Origin of the sequence: Clostridium luticellarii, assembly GCF_002995845.1 — a bacterium.
In the GTDB taxonomy this organism is placed as follows: Bacteria; Bacillota; Clostridia; order Clostridiales; family Clostridiaceae; genus Clostridium_B; species Clostridium_B luticellarii.
Map to the genome: position 1 here is coordinate 1 of NZ_PVXP01000038.1, position 17,399 is coordinate 17,399.

Sequence of the window (17,399 nt, forward strand, 5' to 3'; positions counted from 1 at the left end):
ATTTAATTATTTATTTGACTACTATATATGGTAGTTGAATTTTAAATACATACAAAATATCAATTCCGTCCATAAACACAAGGAGGTAAACTATAATTGAATGGTATAAAGGATTTGTTTAAAAGATATTATACAAAATCCCTTGAAAAAAACAGTGATAAAACAGTATACGATTTGTTCAAATGGAAAAAAACAGATGTATTTTTAAAAGATCATAAGACCCACAGGGTATTGGTGGATATGAAAGATCTGGAATTTCCAGAACAATATTCTCAAAACGCCTGTGACATAATAGCCTCTAAATATTTTAGGAAAGCCGGTGTTCCCGGAAAATTGGGCTATGAAAACAGCATGAAATCAGTGGCACACAGAATGGTGAACTTTTGGCGCGAAGCTTTAAAAGACGAAGGACTTATAAAAACTGAAGAGGAAGGTTCCATTTTCTATGATGAATGTGTCTACGCACTCTTAAATCAAATGTATGCTCCAAATTCCCCCCAATGGTTCAACACAGGTCTTAAATTGTCCTACGGAATAAAGGGTGTAAAGCAGGGAAATTACTACTTTGACGACAAACTCAATAAGGTAATGGAATGTGAAGACAGCTATACCAGAACTCAGGCCTCTGCCTGTTTCATATTGTCAATTGAAGATAAACTTTTAGGACACCACTCCATATCTGATCAATTTGTGACAGAAACAAAATTATTTAAAGGCGGATCAGGTACTGGTACCAATTTTTCCACCATAAGGGCAAAGGGTGAAAAATTATCTGGAGGCGGATCATCTTCCGGGCTCATGAGTTTTCTGAAAGCCCTGGACAGAAATGCAGGTGCTATCAAATCCGGCGGTACTACAAGAAGAGCCGCCAAAATGGTGTGTTTGGATGTAAATCATCCTGAAATCATGGATTTCATAACCTGGAAATCAAAAGAAGAGGATAAAGTAAGAGCTCTCGGAAAAATGGGATATGACATGGATATTGACGGTGAAGCTTATGAAACTGTTTCGGGTCAAAACAGCAATAATTCAGTAAGATTTTCCAACAGTTTTATGGGCAAAGTGGATAGATTGAAGGTAAACCCTGATGAAATCATCAAGCTTACCGGCAGAGTTGACGATAAAATCACAAAAACGGTAAAAGTAAAACATATTTGGGATACATTTAATACTTGTGCCTGGAAATGTGCAGATCCTGCTCCCCAATTCAGTGATACTTTTAACGCATGGCACACCTGCCCTGCTGGAGAAGACGGGAAGATAAATGCCCCTTATAATTTGATAAATTCCACTAATCCCTGCGGCGAATATGCTTTTTTAGACAATACTTCCTGCAATCTTGCTTCTATAAACATCTATAAATTTTACAATGCAGATAAAAATATTCTTGATGTAGAAGGATATTTACATATAATCGGGCTGGTCCAATTGATTCTGGAAGCTTCTATACACTGGGGACAATTTCCCACTGAAGATATAGCAAGAAAAACCCACCTTTTCAGGACTACAGGTCTTGGTATATCAAATATAGCATCATTGTTCATGGTTATGGGTTACCCTTATGACTCAAATGAAGCCAGGGCACTGGCAGCTTCACTGGTGGGAATACTTACAGGACAGTCCTATTATATATCATCCCTCATGGCAAAAGATATAGGACCCTTTGAAAAATTTGAAATAAATAAGCCTTATATGATGAGAGTGCTGAGAAATCATGCCAGAGCAGCTTCCGTGGATATGGTATCATTCTCCAGGTCTGCCGGATTTAATTTTTCCAATGAATTTGAAGGATTAGGCTACACTCCCTTGAAAGTGGATCATGAACTTTTAAAACTGCAAAACTTATCCTATATAGGGGAACAGCTGAAAACCTGCTGGATGAATGCACTTGAAAGCGGCAGCAAATTTGGATATAGAAACGCCCAGGTCACAGTTATAGCGCCTACTGGAACCATCTCTTTCGCAATGGACTGTGGTGCTACCTCCATAGAACCGTTTTTCAGTCATATAGTATATAAAAAATTATCCGGCGGAGGATTTATGACAATTATAAATCCTATAATAACTATAGCCTTAAAAAGACTTGGCTATACCAAAGAACAAATAGAAGACATATTATCTTACGTACTTGAAAAGGAAACTATAACAAAAGATGATTTCACCTATGAAAAGATACTGGACGGCAAAATAGAAGGAGCTCCACATTTGAAGGATGAGCATCTTCCCATATTTGACACTTCAAATAAATGCGGCAGCGGTGAAAGGTATATTGATCCCATGGGACATGTGAAAATGGTGGCTTCCATAACTCCCCTCATATCGGGATCAGTGTCAAAGACCGTAAATCTACCTAAAAATGCTACCATACAGGATTTTAAGGATGTGGTTTTATCCTCCTGGAAACTGGGCATCAAAGGCATTACTCTATACAGGGATTCTTCTAAAGCTGCCCAGCCGCTTAACACAAGCTTATCCATTTCAGATAATGTAAAGCTGGAAGATTTAACTTACAATCAACTTCTAGACAGAGCCAGAAAACTTCAAAAGGGAGTAAAATACTCAAAGAGGGATAAACCTGTTGGAATTCGCAGAGGAACCACTCATCCTGCACAAATAGATGATGTAAAAATATACACTACAGTAAATAGATCTTCAAATGGAGAGATCTCTGAAATATATATAACCACAGATAGAGAGGGAACTATAATAATGGGGCTTTTAAATTCACTATCCAAGGCAATATCCGTAATGCTCCAGTACCATGTCCCGCCTCAGGATATATCCAGAATGCTTAGAGGTCAGAAATACGAGCCCTATGGATTTGTCCAAAAACATCCTTATATAAAATATGTATCTTCTATATCTGATCTTGTGAGCAAAATAATAGATATAGAGCTTGGAGATTTTTCCAAATGCCAGGTTAAACCTGAAAACTACGACAAGGACAGTTTAATTCTGGGAAATTCTTCTGAATTAAACTCTGAAAAAATAAATACTACAGAGATCAGAACAAAAAAAATAAATGGAGAGAGGATATACGGTTCAACATGTCCCAACTGCTCCAGCACCAGAATGGTTAGAAACGGCACCTGTATGGTTTGCCTGGACTGCGGCTCCACCACCGGCTGCAGCTAAGCAGAGAGCCCAAATCTTTGATTTGGTGCGAATCGCTTACTCATCCGACCAAAGGAAGGAGGAGTTTCCTAAATTAGAGCCCAAATCTTTGATTTGGTGCGAATCGCTTACTCTTCGAGTGCTTATCCAACTCGCCAAAGCAATTAAAAATTTTACAAATATAAAATCACTATTTATGAATTTAAAATAAATAGTGATTTTTTACGTAATAAACTAAAAATTCAAAGCTCAGCTAGCCAGCTTCATTTTTTGGCATAAATATGTTCCATTGTAACAGTTTCACCTGGATTTATTGTTATAAACTCCCTATCGTTCCATGGTCCCGTCAAAAGCTTTTTCACATATTCAAGTGTTCCTGGGAAAACCTCATATTTCAATTTCAATTCTTCAGCTATTTTTTTTGTCTTTTTTAAATAACTCTCCAGATCATATGCCCCGGTTTTTATTACCCCCAACCTCTTATAATTTTGAAACATTATCTGATAGATCATCTCTGCATCTTTCTTTCCATAACGTTTCACTGCATCCTGGTATTCAACCCATATATTTCTCTCCGACTCCAGCCATCCTTTAGTCAAAAAATAAGTTCCGCTCTCGCCGGCCAGCTTATTACGCCTTTCACCGGATCCCAAAAGCAAGGTAATACAGTCATCTACCCGTGGAAAAATCATATGATAAGTTGGTGGGGTAAGTCCAATTACGGAATTCCCACAATATCCAAAAGCCAGAATAACTCGATCTACATTATATATATGATCCAATTCACTTTGCAATCGCTTTTTCAAAGAATCTGGCTGCAGGTGGAGCCCGGAATCTATCCACAATACAGGATAATCGCATTTGACGCTATTTATTACACTTTTTAACTCATCCTCAATAGTTCTACAAGCTACAATCAAAGTATTCACTTAAACCCTTCATCCCCTTTTTTATCTATATTTTCGCTGCTATTTACTGACTCCATGCAGTTTAATATAATCCCCTCTGAAATAAGTTATACCAAGTCCAATAGGCTTATGGTCAATATCGTATAATTTCTCTTCTACAACAAACAGGGCAACAGCATCATGTATATTTAACAATTTTTTAGTCTTTTCTTTCGGAACCTCTGCATATATGACAAGTTCTTTATTTAAATCATATAGAGAAGTCCTGTTGGATATCATTTCTGGAAAAGTGGCGTTTTCAATTTCGTTTTCCACAATTGGAACTCCCTTTTGATATAACAAATATTTGATATCATAAGCCACAGGCTCTTCTTCAGTGTAAAAAAGCCTCCGGATCATTACAACTTTTTTATTGTTGCTGATTTGAAGATTGCCAGCTAACTTTTCATCAGGAAGTATGATATCCACAGATAAGAGTTCTATTTTATCCACACTGTTAATTAAATTGCTCATTTCATCATAATTAAAAACATATTTGTTATAATCCGGTTTTTTCACAAAATATCCTTTACCCGGAACAGAATATATGTATCCTTCATTGGATAAAATAGAGAGCCCCTTCCTTACTGTCATTCTGCTGGTATCATACTCATCACATAAAGATGTTTCAGAAGGCAGATCATCACCTGGCCTAAGTTCACCACTGCTAATTTTATTTCTTATATCATCAATAATTTTAACATATATTGGATTTTTCATTGTCTGCTACTCCTTACTGTTTTCCTTCATCCATCTTAAACATATTTTTACCCCGTCAGAAGCATTACTGGAAAAACCATCTGCTCCAATATACCTGTTTATATCCCGGTTCATATGATTTGCCCCTGCAATAACCTTAACCCTATATCTTATGCCGGTATCCTCAAAAGCAATTATTATATCTCTCATAGTCTCTATGGTATTCGTAAGTGCGGCACTCATGGCTACAATATCAGGATTGTTTTCTTTTACTGCATTTACAAAATCTTCTTTTGACACATCCACACCTAAATCGATTACTTCAAATCCATTGGATTCCAGCATACCTTTAAAAATATCCTTTCCAATATCATGGATGTCTCCCTTTACCGTACCTAAAACTACTTTCCCCAGCCCTTTATTCTTATTTTGAAGAAAATGTTCTTTCATCTCATCCAATTCTAAAATTCTTTTAAAAATAAGTCCTGCAAGTATTAAATCAGCTATATAGTAATTTTTGTTTTCATATAATTTCCCGACTTGTTCCATGCCTATGTTGACAGTTTCTAATAAAGTTACAGGAGTTATCCCCATTTTCAAAGCTTTCTTGGCCAGCTCTATTACTTTTTCTTCATCTAATTGTTCTACATATTTTATGATTGATTTTTTCAATTCACTTAAATTACACATTTTTCCTCCACTAATCCGCAATGCCCTGTTTAATTCGTTCATATTTTATTGAAATATTTCATCAATTCTCTATTTTTATTATATACCTAATCTTTCGGTTTGTCAGCGGCTTATCCATTTGAAATTTTATCAATAAAATAAAGTGCTGTAAAATTATTGTGGAAAATAATTTTACAACACCTTTTCTTAAATAATTTCTTTTACATTAATAAATTCATGACAAACATAAACATCATTTCCTCATATTGCTGCATTTTAGGGGCTATTTTTTTTGTAAGCTTTTCATCTATTTCAGAATGTTCTGCCTTATATTCCTCCCAGGTCTTATAATATTGCGTTTTCATGACAATCCCTCCTAATAATCAGTGTTTTCAGCTACATATTCCAATACTGCCTGCAGATTTTCAATTTTAACACTATCTGCAGTTATAATAGACTTGTCAAAGCCAAACATATATTTTCCACCTGGTGCAAGAATATCTATAAGTTCCTTGGCTTTATCTACACACTGCTGTTTTGTCCCTGTCTTCAGTATGGAAATTGGATAAAATCCCGTAAGAATATGCTTTTTCCCCAATTTTTCTTTTATAAACTTAGGATCTCCATACTCAAACCACATCCTGGTATTTTCAGGCAGTTCATACAGATAATCCACATAACGTGTCCAGTCATTTTCAACAAACAACCAGGATGGCTGCCCAGCTGCTGCCAGTTCTTCAATCTCCTTTTTAAAAGTCGGCCAGTACAATTTTTCGAAATCTTTAGTACGAATATAAGGTGCCATATGAAGTGGAATGAAGGTTCCTCCGTATTTTGAAGGCGATGCAGGTACTCCCGCTTTTATCAATAATGGAGTTACAGCTTCACAAGCTGCTGCTACTTTATCAGCACGCCTCCTTATATCACCCGTTATACCTTTAAATCCCCTCAATTGATCCGACATGAAATCAAAAGGTGCTTCTACAAATCCATCTACATTCCCTTTGGTAGAATAACCGTACTTTTTAATTAGTTTTTCATAAAGCATATTCACATAGTTGAATTCATCATAAAATGCTTTAAATGCTTTTGCCATAACAAGGGATCTTTCAGCTAAACTGGTATTCAGTTCAGTATAAATTCTAGGCAGTATCTTTTCCAAAATACAATTATAGGGTGATTCAATAAATTCATCATATTCCTCAGCCTCTAGCCCATTGATCTCCGGATGCTGCAAAAATCCGCTGGAACTCATGACAAAGTTTCTAGCTCCTAAAATCTTGTAATATGAAGGAAATCTAAAGACCTGTACAGGAACTATATCAGAAACAAAATCATTACATATTTTTTCAAATATTTTTTCAAGCATGGAGGTATTCCATTGTGCTTCCGCCAAATCTTCCCCTGCATACTGTATGCAGAATTCAATAGGAAAATTGACATTGATTGGCACTCTCCTGGGAATCTCTCCATCAAATATATCCTTAAATAATTTAGTTCTTTCCTGCGCTAAAATTTTTGTATCTACCATATTAGCTCACCCACTCTTTACAAATTTTAACACCTTCTGCTGCATTTGTAGTAAATGCATCAGCTCTTACATGTTCACAAGCTTCTTTTGTCACAGGATTTCCACCTATGATTATCTTCACTTTGTCCTTTAAATTTTCTTTTTCAATTTCATTCACTATATTCTTCATGGAATCAATAGCAAGAGTAAGAACTCCGCTCATTCCCACGATCTGAGGATTTACTTCCTTTATTTTATCTATAAAGGCTGCTGCAGACTGGTCTATTCCTATGTCATACACTTCAAATCCTGCTGCTTCTGCCATACTCTTGAAGATATTCTTCCCTATGTCATGGAGATCTCCCTGCACTGTACCTAAAACAATAGTTCCCAGTTTATTAGAACTTTCAGAACCTATAACAGGTTTTAATACGTCAATAGCATTATTGAGAAGTTCTCCTGCAAAAATCAAATCTCCTACAAAATATTCACCACTGTCAAACAGATCACCTACTGTTGCCATACCATCCTGACATGCATTTACAACTTTTTGAGCTTCTTCTTCTTCCGGATTAGAATTGACAAAATCTTTTAACATTTCAAAAACTTTGTCTTCATCCAAATCCCCTACTGCTTGTGTTAACAATTTATAATCCATAATCTTTTCCCCCTTACATATTTTTTACTTGGAATATTAAAAATATTTTAAAAATCTTATTCTCTCTTCTAAAGGTCAAATTTTATTTTTTAATTCTGCAATCATCTAAAATGTGATTTATTAAAATATTCCCTTTCTATGGGCCCTATTATATTTACGTCCGCCTTTATCAATTCCACAAAGTGCTTCTGCCGCATATATGGCAGCTGCCATATCTTGATTACACGGATCCAGTATTGCAGAATTGAGTCCAGCATGTACAGCCAGTGACATACAGCTTACATTTACATATTTTCTTCTCGGCATTTGAAAGCTGATATTCGAAATCGCACCTGTTACTTTTACTTCTGAAGCATATTCATGAATTTTGACAATGCAGTTTTCAAAATCGGTCATGGAAGCTGGTACCGCAGCAAGAGCCATTACACATGGATCTATGTGTAGATTTGAAATTTTTACACCATATTTGTGTGCCTTATCAATAATGCTTTTTGCAATGTCAATTTTTTTATCTGAATTCATAGGAATGCCATCTTTGTCACATGTCAAACCTATAACTTGCCAATCAGTTCCAGCAATTAATGGAAATATGGTTTCACACTTGGTACCTTCTTCATTTACCGAATTAATCATTCCAGGACGTTTAACGTGACCCTCTTCAAAAATACGTTTAAGGAGAAGTACGTTGGGACTGTCTATACAAATAGGAATATCGGTAACTTCCTGAATAAGTCCAACAAGCCATACCATAGCATCATATTCTTTATCTGCCTGGGTACTTGGTGCACAATCAATAAAATCAGCACCAGCTTCTGCCTCAGCCCTTGCTATGTTCTTTATAAAATCAGCATCTCGCTCTTCAATCGCTTTCTTAACCGAAGGAATCGCACCATTAATCTTTTCTCCAATAATAATCATTTGAAAGCCTCCCCTTCTAATCCATACTAATTATTAACTTGTATATACTTGTATTTATATAACTAATTATATGCCTATAGTTTTGTTTTGTCAACGATTTCATAAATGTTTTTTAAATGTTTAAAATATCATCCTTGAATAAAAAAGCCACCTTTCAAAAGGTGACTTTTTAATATGTAAAACTACTTTTTATTTTTTTTGTTGTTCTTATTATTTTTCTCATGGTTTACATGGTTTACTCTGCCCGGTTTAGCTTTAGGCTTTATTTTTATATCTTTCTGTGTTTTTTTCCCTGAATTATATATAGCTCCGCTTTTCAAATCTATAAACCACAAAAATAAGATTAGAAATACAGCAGAAAAAACATACTGCAATACTGTTCCATTTAAATTATATTTAAACTGAGCAGCTATAACTGGCGGAAAAATAAAGGATGCTATAGACAACAAAAGAATAATCCATTTATTAGGATGGAGTTTATATAGCACATGAGATTTTAAAAAATTATACACTACCAAAAATATTACTGCAATAAACAATACCTGTAATATTACATTTAACCACAAGGGCATTTTATTACCTCCCTACAAATTTATATGTCTTCTATATTATCATATATTTTGGAATTTATATCAATACCCTTTGGTAATATAATAAATAAAGTTCAAAATACAAACTTAGACAATTCACAGTTGACAGTTGACAATTGGCAGTTCATAATTTATGAAGATTTTCGGTTAAGCCCGAAAATTAGGCGGATTTTACAATTGAACTCTGAATTATGATACTTGAATGAAGTTTGAACTCTGAACTTTAACATTTTATATAAGAGCTACCTGATTTAAAATAAGTAAATCTCTCCCGGTTTTCTTGTAAATACAGTAACATCGTCAATTTCATTCTGCTGACATATAAATCTGGTCATTCTCTCAACTCCAAAACCGGCTCCTGCAGTCTTTGGAATTTTCCCATCTTTCGCAAGCTGAATATAGTTTCTGAAAGCATTTTCGTCTACACCGTTTTCTCTCATTCTAGTAAGTATTCTGTCATATTTGTATTCTCTTTCTCCGCCGCTCATACCTTCTATATAACCATAGGGCCATATCAAATCATAATTTTTATAGGTACCCGGATTTTCCAGATCCTCTGCATCATAAAATTCTCTTTTATGATTGATAAGCCAGAAGGGCTGAGTTGCCTTTTTTGATGCTATTTCCTCAAAATCATCTCCATATTTTACCTTAAGTTCTTGGGTAGTATATCGCTTAAATGGTACACTTACATCCAAATGTGATGTTCCAATTCCAAGAGCTTTGAACTCATCTGCACATTCCTTCTTTATATAATCAAATACATATTTAACAAGTCCTTCTTGAAACTCAAATATATCATCCATGTCTGCGCCTTTAAATTCAAAATCAACTTGAGTGAATTCAAATAAATGCCTCTTGTCCCCTTTTTCTTCCTGCTCAAGTCTTACATTGGGGGATACTATATATATTTTATCAAGATAGGGACTGGATAATATAACCTGTTTATGGAATATCATTGATTTGGTTATATCAAATTTTTGACCTTCATAATTCACTTCACATTCTTCTACATCATGGTTCAATGTATCCGTAATAGGTGCTATCATAATAGGCATAATCCTTGTTATATTTTTCTTGTACATATATTCATCTACTGCTTTAAGTACAGTTTGCTGGATACGAAGTATATGAGGCAATTCTTTTCTTCCCACTTTTTCAATAGCTTTGTCCAAAATTTCTAGCTCTTTTTTTCTCTCATCTTTTAATACATATGTCTCCATATATACAACCTCCTTAAATATTTATCAGAACGCTGTCACTGCTAATACTCCATCTTCATAAAGAGAGATAAGCACTGTTTACGCATCTGGATAAGTTCTTCTAAAATTTAGATGGATAGAAGAATTGCTTATTAAAAAACTCCACCTGAATCTAGGAATCAATTGATATAAATTTGCTACTTATTTATTCTGTATTATTTTCATTAACAATATAATAATACTTTTTTCTGAACATTGCAATATTATTAATAAATTTTATATTTTTTTGATAATTAGTTAATTGGACATATCATTGATTAATAATTCATGAATTATTAATCAATGAAAACGTTTTTAATTATCAATTTAATAAAATTTCTGTTATAATAGTAGTGTGACAATAAAATTTAAATTACAAAGGAGGGATTCAATTGAGTTTAAAAGTTTCTGGACTAGACGATTTAGACCTTCAAATTCTTGATATTCTTTTAAAGGATTCTAGAACTCCTTTTCTAGAAATAGCCAGACAATGCCATGTAAGTGGAGGAACTATACATGTTAGAATGAAAAAAATGCAGGATATGAAAATAATAAAAGGAACCAAGCTTATAATCGACAATTCAAAGATTGGCTACGATGTATGCGGTTTTATCGGCATTTATTTAGACAGAGCCAAATCATTTAAAGATACACTTGAAGAATTGGAAGCTATAAAGGAAATTGTAGAAATTCATTATACAACTGGAAACTATTCTATTTTTATAAAAGTAATATGTAAAAATATAACGGACCTACAGAATCTGCTGATGAATAAAATTCAATCTGTTGATGGAATACAGAGAACTGACACTATAATATCATTATTTCAACCCGTGGATAGAAGTATAGATATAGACATAATAAGCAACGAACCCGACAGCAAAAATTAATTTTACATCTTCTTTCATTTTACCTTATAAATTTTATATAATTTGCAAATAATAGTTTATATAAAATAAAAAGGAGATGTAGATATGAGAACATTAGACATCATTGCACTAATATTAGTTGTAATAGGTGCTCTTAATTGGGGGCTAATTGGATTCTTTAGATATGATCTTATAGCATCACTATTTGGTACAATGTCTTCCTTTACAAGAGTAATTTACGCATTGGTAGGTCTGGGAGGACTATATGCTCTTTCGTTTTTTGGCAAAGAAACGGACAGTAGAAATACAAAAGAAGTCTAGGCACTAAAAAGTGGAAAGCTTTTTTAAATCAACTTTCCACTTTAAGTACATTCTATATCATTTAAGATTTTTTTTAATTCCTCTGTTTAATGTATTTTCATAATCTATAAATCCATATACATCTTTCCCAAATAAAGGACTGAAATTTTTGAGTTCCTCCAGTGAAAGATCTTCAATGGATTTATTTTTATCCTCACAGTACAGTACAATTTCACCAATAACCTTATGCGCATCCCTAAAAGCCATACCCTTGTCAACCAGGTAGTCTGCTGCTTCTGTGGCATTTAAAAATCCTTTTTTTACAGCATTAAAAGTATTCTTCTCATTTACTTTTAATGTAGAGAGTATACCGTTCATTATTTTCAAACAGCTTAATATAGTATCTAAGGAGTTAAAAAACTGTTCTTTATCTTCCTGCATATCCTTATTATAGGCAAGAGGAATGCCCTTCATAGTGGTAAGCAGTGCCATAAGTGAACCATATACTCTCCCTGTTTTGCCTCTTATGAGTTCTGCAGCGTCGGGATTCTTTTTTTGAGGCATTATGCTGCTTCCTGTGGAAAATTCATCATCTATTTGTACAAAATCAAACTCTTTGCTGCTCCACAATATAAGTTCTTCACTCAGGCGACTCAAATGCATCATTATTATGGAAAAGTCAGACAATATTTCTATAACATAATCTCTATCACTTACGCCATCCAGAAAATTATCCACTGGCTTTTTAAATCCCAGTTCTTTGGCAGTAAAATTCCTATCTATATCATAAGTTGTCCCTGCCAGAGCACAGCATCCAAGAGGACTTTCATCCATAATTTCTACAGCATTTAAAATTCTTTTCTTATCTCTTGAAAGCATGGAATAATACGCCATTATGTAGTGCTTGAAAGTTATTACTTGAGCCCTCTGAAGGTGAGTATACCCTGGCATTATAACATTATTTTGCTGACCTATCTCTTTTATTGTGGCTTGAAGTATTTCTATATCTTCAACTACTTCCAGTGCTTTTCTCTTAGCATACAGTCTAAAGTCCACCGCAACTTGATCATTTCTGCTTCTGGCAGTGTGCAGCTTTTTGGCAACCTGACCTATTCTATCTATTAAATTTATCTCCACAAAACTGTGTATATCTTCATAATCTCCTTCTATTTTCAGCTTTCCGTTTTCTATATCCTCTAATATGGACTTCAATCCTGCCAATATACTTTTGCCTTCTTCCTGGGATAAAATCCCACATTTAGAAAGCATCTTCACATGGGCCATACTTCCCTCTATATCTTCTCTATAGAAACGTCTGTCAAAACCAAGTGAACTGTTGAAATCTTCCATGAGTTTGCTTTCAGATTTTTTAAATCTTCCACCCCAAAGTTTCATGGTTAGTTTCCCTTCTTCTTATCTACTGCAGCTCTGATCTTATATGGAAGACCAAATATTTTAATAAATCCATCTGCATCCTTTTGATCATATAAATCACTGGCTCCAAAAGAAGATATACTTTCATTGAACAGAGGATACTCGGCATCTATTGAGGCCGTGGTCACATTTCCCTTGTACAATTTTAATTTTACTGTTCCAGTTACATTTCCCTGAGTTGCCTCTACAAAAGCATCCAGTGCCTTTCTCAAATTTCCAAACCAGAGTCCGTCATATACAAGTTCTCCATACTTTTGAGACACCAACTGCTTATAATGGAAAGTATCCTTGTCTATAGTCAGTCTCTCAAGGGCAGTGTGGGCAGCATAAAGTATAGTTCCTCCCGGAGTCTCATATACCCCTCTGGATTTCATGCCCACCAATCTGTTTTCAACCATATCCACTATTCCTATTCCATTTTCGCCGCCTATTTTATTGAGCTGTTCCATGAGTTCTACTGGTCCAAGCTCTTTACCATTTAATTTTTTAGGCTCTCCCTTTTCAAAATAAAGTTCTATATAAGTATCTTCATCTTTTGCCTTTTCAGGTGTAGTAGTCATAAAATACATACTCGTTTTGTGTTCATTTCTTGGATCTTCCAGATCTCCGCCTTCATGACTCACATGCCATATATTCTTGTCATTGGAATATATTTTTTCCTTGGTTGCAGCTACTTCCACGCCCTTAGAATTTGCATAGTCTATGGCATCTTCCCTGGATTCTATATTCCATATTCTCCAGGGTGCTATTATCTTTATTGAAGGATCAAAACTTGCCACTCCCACTTCAAAACGTACCTGATCATTTCCCTTGCCTGTACAACCATGAGAAATATATCTGGCTCCCTCTTCATGAGCTATCTCCACCAGTCTTTTTGCCATAAGAGGTCTTGCCAGAGACGTTCCCAAAAGATAGGCTCCTTCATAGGTTATGTTGGCCTTTACTGCCTTGAATAGATAATTCTTGATAAACTCCTCTTTCAAATCATCGATATACACTTTAGAAGCTCCTGTTTTAAGAGCCTTTTCCCTAACTTTGTCCATATCATCATCTTGACCTACATTTACACAGGCCGCAATAACATCCAAATCATAGTTTTCCTTTAGCCATGGTATGATAATTGATGTGTCCAATCCTCCTGAATATGCTAATACTACTTTATCTTTCATAAATCCAACCTCCATTTTATTATAAAGTTCAAAACTAAAAAATTACTTAATAACCTTATCCAAAAAAGCTTTTGTTCTATCTTCTTTTGGATGTGAGAATATCTGCTCTGGAGTACCCTGTTCCAGTATCTTTCCCCCATCCATAAATATAACCCTGTCGGCAACTTCTTTTGCAAAACCCATCTCATGAGTTACAACTACCATGGTCATTCCATCTTTGGCCAGATCCTTCATTACATTTAAAACTTCTCCTACAAGCTCTGGATCCAGTGCCGAAGTTGGCTCGTCAAACAGCATTATATCCGGATTCATGGCAAGAGCTCTTGCAATAGCTACTCTCTGCTGCTGGCCGCCTGAAAGTTTGGAAGGATAATAATCCTTTTTATCCTTTAATCCAACCTTATCCAAAAGTTTTTCGGCCATTTCCTTTACCTTGACTTTTTTCTCTTTCTTAACTACCAGTGGTGCCTCCATGACATTTTGAATAGCTGTCATATGAGGAAACAGATTAAAATTTTGAAAAACCATTCCCATCTTCGTAGTTACTCTTCTTATCATTTTTCTATCCTTTGTATTTAATTTTTCCCCTTCTATAATTACAGTTCCACTGTCCAATTCCTCAAGATGATTCAGACACCTGAGCAAAGTGCTTTTTCCAGATCCTGAAGCTCCTATTACTACAAGCACCTCACCTTTTTTTACTTTTATACTTAGATCTTTAAAAACCGTAAGATCATTAAAGCTCTTGGTCAAATGGATGGCTTCTATCATGTACTTACTTTTATTAAAATCTTTGTTATTATCCACAGCTGCATTTTCCATAGATTACACCTCCGAATTAATTTAAATATCACAACAGCTAGCTGTAAACAGCCAATTTTTTCTCAAATATTCCAAATGCAGTGGTAAATACGGTGGTCATTATAAGATACAGTATTGCTGCTGTAAGGAATACCGAAATGGGATCAAAACTGCTGGCATATATCTGCTGGGCTGACCTCATGAGTTCAACCATTGCTATAGTGGATACCAATGAGGTATCTTTTAATATAGATATGAACTCATTCCCCACAGGAGGTATTATAACTTTCCAGGTCTGGGGAAGTATTATCTTTCTCATTGTCTCCCCATAGCTGAATCCCAGGGCTTTTGCCGCTTCAAACTGCCCTCTGTCTATAGATTGAATTCCTCCTCTTATTATCTCTGCCATATAAGCTCCGCAATTGAGTCCAAGACCCAGTATTGCCGCTGAAAAAGGTGTAAGTTCTATACCTACAAAAGGTAATCCATAGTAAAAGAAAAACAATTGCAATAATAGAGGCGTACCTCTGAATATCCATGTATAAAAACCTGATAGTGACTTAAGCACAATATTTTTAGACAACTTTAAAAGTGCCAAAAATATACCTAGAAGCGTTCCCAGTATCAGGGTAATTACTGTAAGTTCAATAGTCATTACACTGCCTTTCAACAAAATAGGCAGTATGTCCTTCATAAATCCTATATTCACTGCTTCAATCCACTTCCTCTTCGCATATATATTATTTGCATATTACTTATATATGTCTTCTCCAAACCACTTTGTGGAAATTTTAGACATAGTTCCATCTTGTTTCAATTCATTTACTGCTTTCTTCACTGCAGCTTCCAGCTCCTTATCACCCTTCTTAAATCCTATACCCATAGGCTCTTTAGTAAGCTTTTCATTTAAAACAGTATATTTTCCCTTTTTATCAGCAGAAGATATATAGTACCTCCCAACTGGCTCGTCTACTATAACTGCATCAAGTCTTCCTATCAATAAATCCTGAAGTTCCTCTGTAGTCTTATCATATTTTTTCACTTCTTTTATATCCTTGAATTTTTTGACTACACTTTCACTGGTGGTACCAAGTCCCACTCCTACTTTCTTACCGGCTAAATCCTTTGAACTTTTAATAGTATCATTTCCGGTTTTAGTGATTATAATCTGTGCATTCTCTACATAGGGCTCAGAAAAATCTATCTGTTTCTTTCTGTCCTCCGTTATGCTCATTCCGGATATTATAACATCGAATTTACCTGATTTAAGTGCCAGAACTATTCCATTGAATTCAGTACCCACAAATTCAGCTTTTACTCCCAGCTTTTTTGCTATGGCATTTGCCATATCTATATCAAAGCCTTTAAGTGCATTCTGACTGTCCCTGAATTCCATGGGTGGAAAAGAGTCCTCCAATCCCACTTTTAGAACACCTGCTTTTTTAACTTTTTCCAGTGTATTGGTATCACTTCCCTGACTGCTCGTACTGGCATTACTTCCACAACCAGCAAGTAGAACAACCGCAAATATAGCTGCCAAAGCTATATTAATGGATTTTTTTAATTTCCTCATTTATTTCTCCTCTTTTCAATTATTTAACTTTAACTCCTTATGTTATGTACATAAATAATTATACATATATTATTATAATTATTCAATACTTTTTTTGCTTTTATACAAAATGCATTTTTGAAACTAAAAATGCATTCACACCAGATAACATATATCCATGTGAATGCAGATTTTATTAAGCTCTCCTATATCGCTCCATAGTTTCCTTAAACAACTCCGCGGTTGAAGGCGGAGTATATGTAATGGCATTTGCGCCCGCCTGTATAGTGGCTCTGATACTTTCTTCATCCTTTCCTCCTGTGGCTATTATGGGGAATTTATCAAAATGCTTTCTTATAGTTTTCACAAGTTCAGCACTTCTCTTACCTGCTGAAACATTCAATATGGATGCTCCGGCTTCAATCCTCTTTCCAATATCATCTCTCTCAGATGTAACTGTAACTATAACAGGAATATCAATAACAGCTTTCACGGCCCTAACTATTTCATTTGATGTGGGACTGTTGACAACTACTCCCATGGCCCCGTTGAATTCAGCATTAAGTGCAAGATTTATAACACGTTTTCCAGTGGTAAGACCTCCTCCCACACCGCAGAATATGGGCACGTCGGAAGCTCCCACAAGAGACTCCGTTATCACCGACTGAGGTGTAAATGGATATACTGCCAGAATTGCATCTGCATTTATATTTTTTATAATTGCTATATCAGTAGTAAATGCAAGGGATTTTATTCTCTTCCCAAAAACTTTTATTCCACTAGCCTCTCTTATGACAAGAGGGAGATTTATCATGTGATCTCTAAGTGTCCCTCTTATTTCCGGTACATACTTTGGAATTTTTTCATTAATTTTATCACTCATTTTTATCTCCTCAAACCAGTATATAATTTTTTTCTTCAAGTATAT

18 protein-coding genes are annotated in these 17,399 nt (G+C 35.0%); 3 read left to right on the top strand and 15 right to left on the bottom strand.

Annotated elements, in window-relative coordinates; translation table 11 throughout:
* Positions 1–96: 96 nt before the first annotated feature.
* Complete coding sequence (locus CLLU_RS11980) at positions 97–3,135, top strand: vitamin B12-dependent ribonucleotide reductase (protein WP_106010024.1); 3,039 nt, start codon at positions 97–99, stop codon at positions 3,133–3,135.
* 242 nt (positions 3,136–3,377) lie between these two features.
* Here the strand turns inward: CLLU_RS11980 and CLLU_RS11985 are convergent, their stop codons facing one another.
* The 9 genes from CLLU_RS11985 to CLLU_RS12020 form a co-directional block, all read right to left on the bottom strand.
* Entirely contained in the window at positions 3,378–4,043 is a 666-nt protein-coding gene (locus CLLU_RS11985) for a DUF1638 domain-containing protein (protein WP_106010025.1), read from the bottom strand.
* A gap of 39 nt (positions 4,044–4,082) precedes the next feature.
* Positions 4,083–4,781 (bottom strand): GntR family transcriptional regulator, encoded by a 699-nt coding sequence (locus CLLU_RS11990; RefSeq protein ID WP_106010026.1) that lies wholly within the window; start codon positions 4,779–4,781, stop codon positions 4,083–4,085.
* Between the two features lie 6 nt (positions 4,782–4,787).
* Entirely contained in the window at positions 4,788–5,450 is a 663-nt protein-coding gene (locus tag CLLU_RS11995) for a cobalamin B12-binding domain-containing protein (protein ID WP_106010027.1), read from the bottom strand.
* 200 nt (positions 5,451–5,650) lie between these two features.
* Complete coding sequence (locus CLLU_RS18880; protein ID WP_170065758.1) at positions 5,651–5,794, bottom strand: hypothetical protein; 144 nt, start codon at positions 5,792–5,794, stop codon at positions 5,651–5,653.
* A gap of 11 nt (positions 5,795–5,805) precedes the next feature.
* Positions 5,806–6,960, bottom strand: a complete 1,155-nt coding sequence (locus CLLU_RS12000) for a uroporphyrinogen decarboxylase/cobalamine-independent methonine synthase family protein (protein ID WP_106010028.1) — start codon at positions 6,958–6,960, stop codon at positions 5,806–5,808.
* Between the two features lies 1 nt (position 6,961).
* The gene (locus CLLU_RS12005) at positions 6,962–7,597 is read right to left on the bottom strand and encodes a cobalamin B12-binding domain-containing protein (protein ID WP_420536068.1); all 636 of its coding nucleotides are present in this window, start codon (positions 7,595–7,597) and stop codon (positions 6,962–6,964) included.
* Positions 7,598–7,717: 120 nt separating this feature from the next.
* Positions 7,718–8,515 (bottom strand): dihydropteroate synthase, encoded by a 798-nt coding sequence (locus CLLU_RS12010; RefSeq protein ID WP_106010030.1) that lies wholly within the window; start codon positions 8,513–8,515, stop codon positions 7,718–7,720.
* 182 nt (positions 8,516–8,697) lie between these two features.
* Positions 8,698–9,087, bottom strand: coding sequence for a hypothetical protein (locus tag CLLU_RS12015; RefSeq protein WP_106010031.1), 390 nt, complete (start codon positions 9,085–9,087; stop codon positions 8,698–8,700).
* 269 nt (positions 9,088–9,356) lie between these two features.
* Positions 9,357–10,328 (bottom strand): asparagine synthetase A, encoded by a 972-nt coding sequence (locus CLLU_RS12020; RefSeq protein WP_106010032.1) that lies wholly within the window; start codon positions 10,326–10,328, stop codon positions 9,357–9,359.
* A gap of 410 nt (positions 10,329–10,738) precedes the next feature.
* Between CLLU_RS12020 and CLLU_RS12025 the strand changes: the two genes are divergently transcribed.
* Both CLLU_RS12025 and CLLU_RS12030 read left to right on the top strand, forming a co-directional pair.
* Entirely contained in the window at positions 10,739–11,236 is a 498-nt protein-coding gene (locus CLLU_RS12025; protein WP_106010033.1) for an Lrp/AsnC ligand binding domain-containing protein, read from the top strand.
* A gap of 84 nt (positions 11,237–11,320) precedes the next feature.
* A complete protein-coding gene (locus tag CLLU_RS12030) occupies positions 11,321–11,536 on the top strand; it encodes a DUF378 domain-containing protein (protein WP_106010034.1) in 216 nt (71 codons plus the stop codon).
* Between the two features lie 57 nt (positions 11,537–11,593).
* Here the strand turns inward: CLLU_RS12030 and argH are convergent, their stop codons facing one another.
* The 6 genes from argH to CLLU_RS12060 all read right to left on the bottom strand — a co-directional run bounded on the left by argH (position 11,594) and on the right by CLLU_RS12060 (position 17,354).
* A complete protein-coding gene (gene argH / locus CLLU_RS12035) occupies positions 11,594–12,910 on the bottom strand; it encodes an argininosuccinate lyase (protein ID WP_106010035.1) in 1,317 nt (438 codons plus the stop codon).
* 2 nt (positions 12,911–12,912) lie between these two features.
* The gene (locus tag CLLU_RS12040; protein ID WP_106010036.1) at positions 12,913–14,118 is read right to left on the bottom strand and encodes an argininosuccinate synthase; all 1,206 of its coding nucleotides are present in this window, start codon (positions 14,116–14,118) and stop codon (positions 12,913–12,915) included.
* A gap of 42 nt (positions 14,119–14,160) precedes the next feature.
* A complete protein-coding gene (locus tag CLLU_RS12045; protein WP_106010037.1) occupies positions 14,161–14,940 on the bottom strand; it encodes an amino acid ABC transporter ATP-binding protein in 780 nt (259 codons plus the stop codon).
* A gap of 37 nt (positions 14,941–14,977) precedes the next feature.
* Entirely contained in the window at positions 14,978–15,628 is a 651-nt protein-coding gene (locus CLLU_RS12050; RefSeq protein ID WP_106010038.1) for an amino acid ABC transporter permease, read from the bottom strand.
* Positions 15,629–15,670: 42 nt separating this feature from the next.
* A complete protein-coding gene (locus CLLU_RS12055) occupies positions 15,671–16,492 on the bottom strand; it encodes an ABC transporter substrate-binding protein (protein ID WP_106010039.1) in 822 nt (273 codons plus the stop codon).
* Positions 16,493–16,667: 175 nt separating this feature from the next.
* Positions 16,668–17,354, bottom strand: coding sequence for a beta/alpha barrel domain-containing protein (locus CLLU_RS12060; protein ID WP_106010040.1), 687 nt, complete (start codon positions 17,352–17,354; stop codon positions 16,668–16,670).
* Positions 17,355–17,399: the final 45 nt, after the last annotated feature.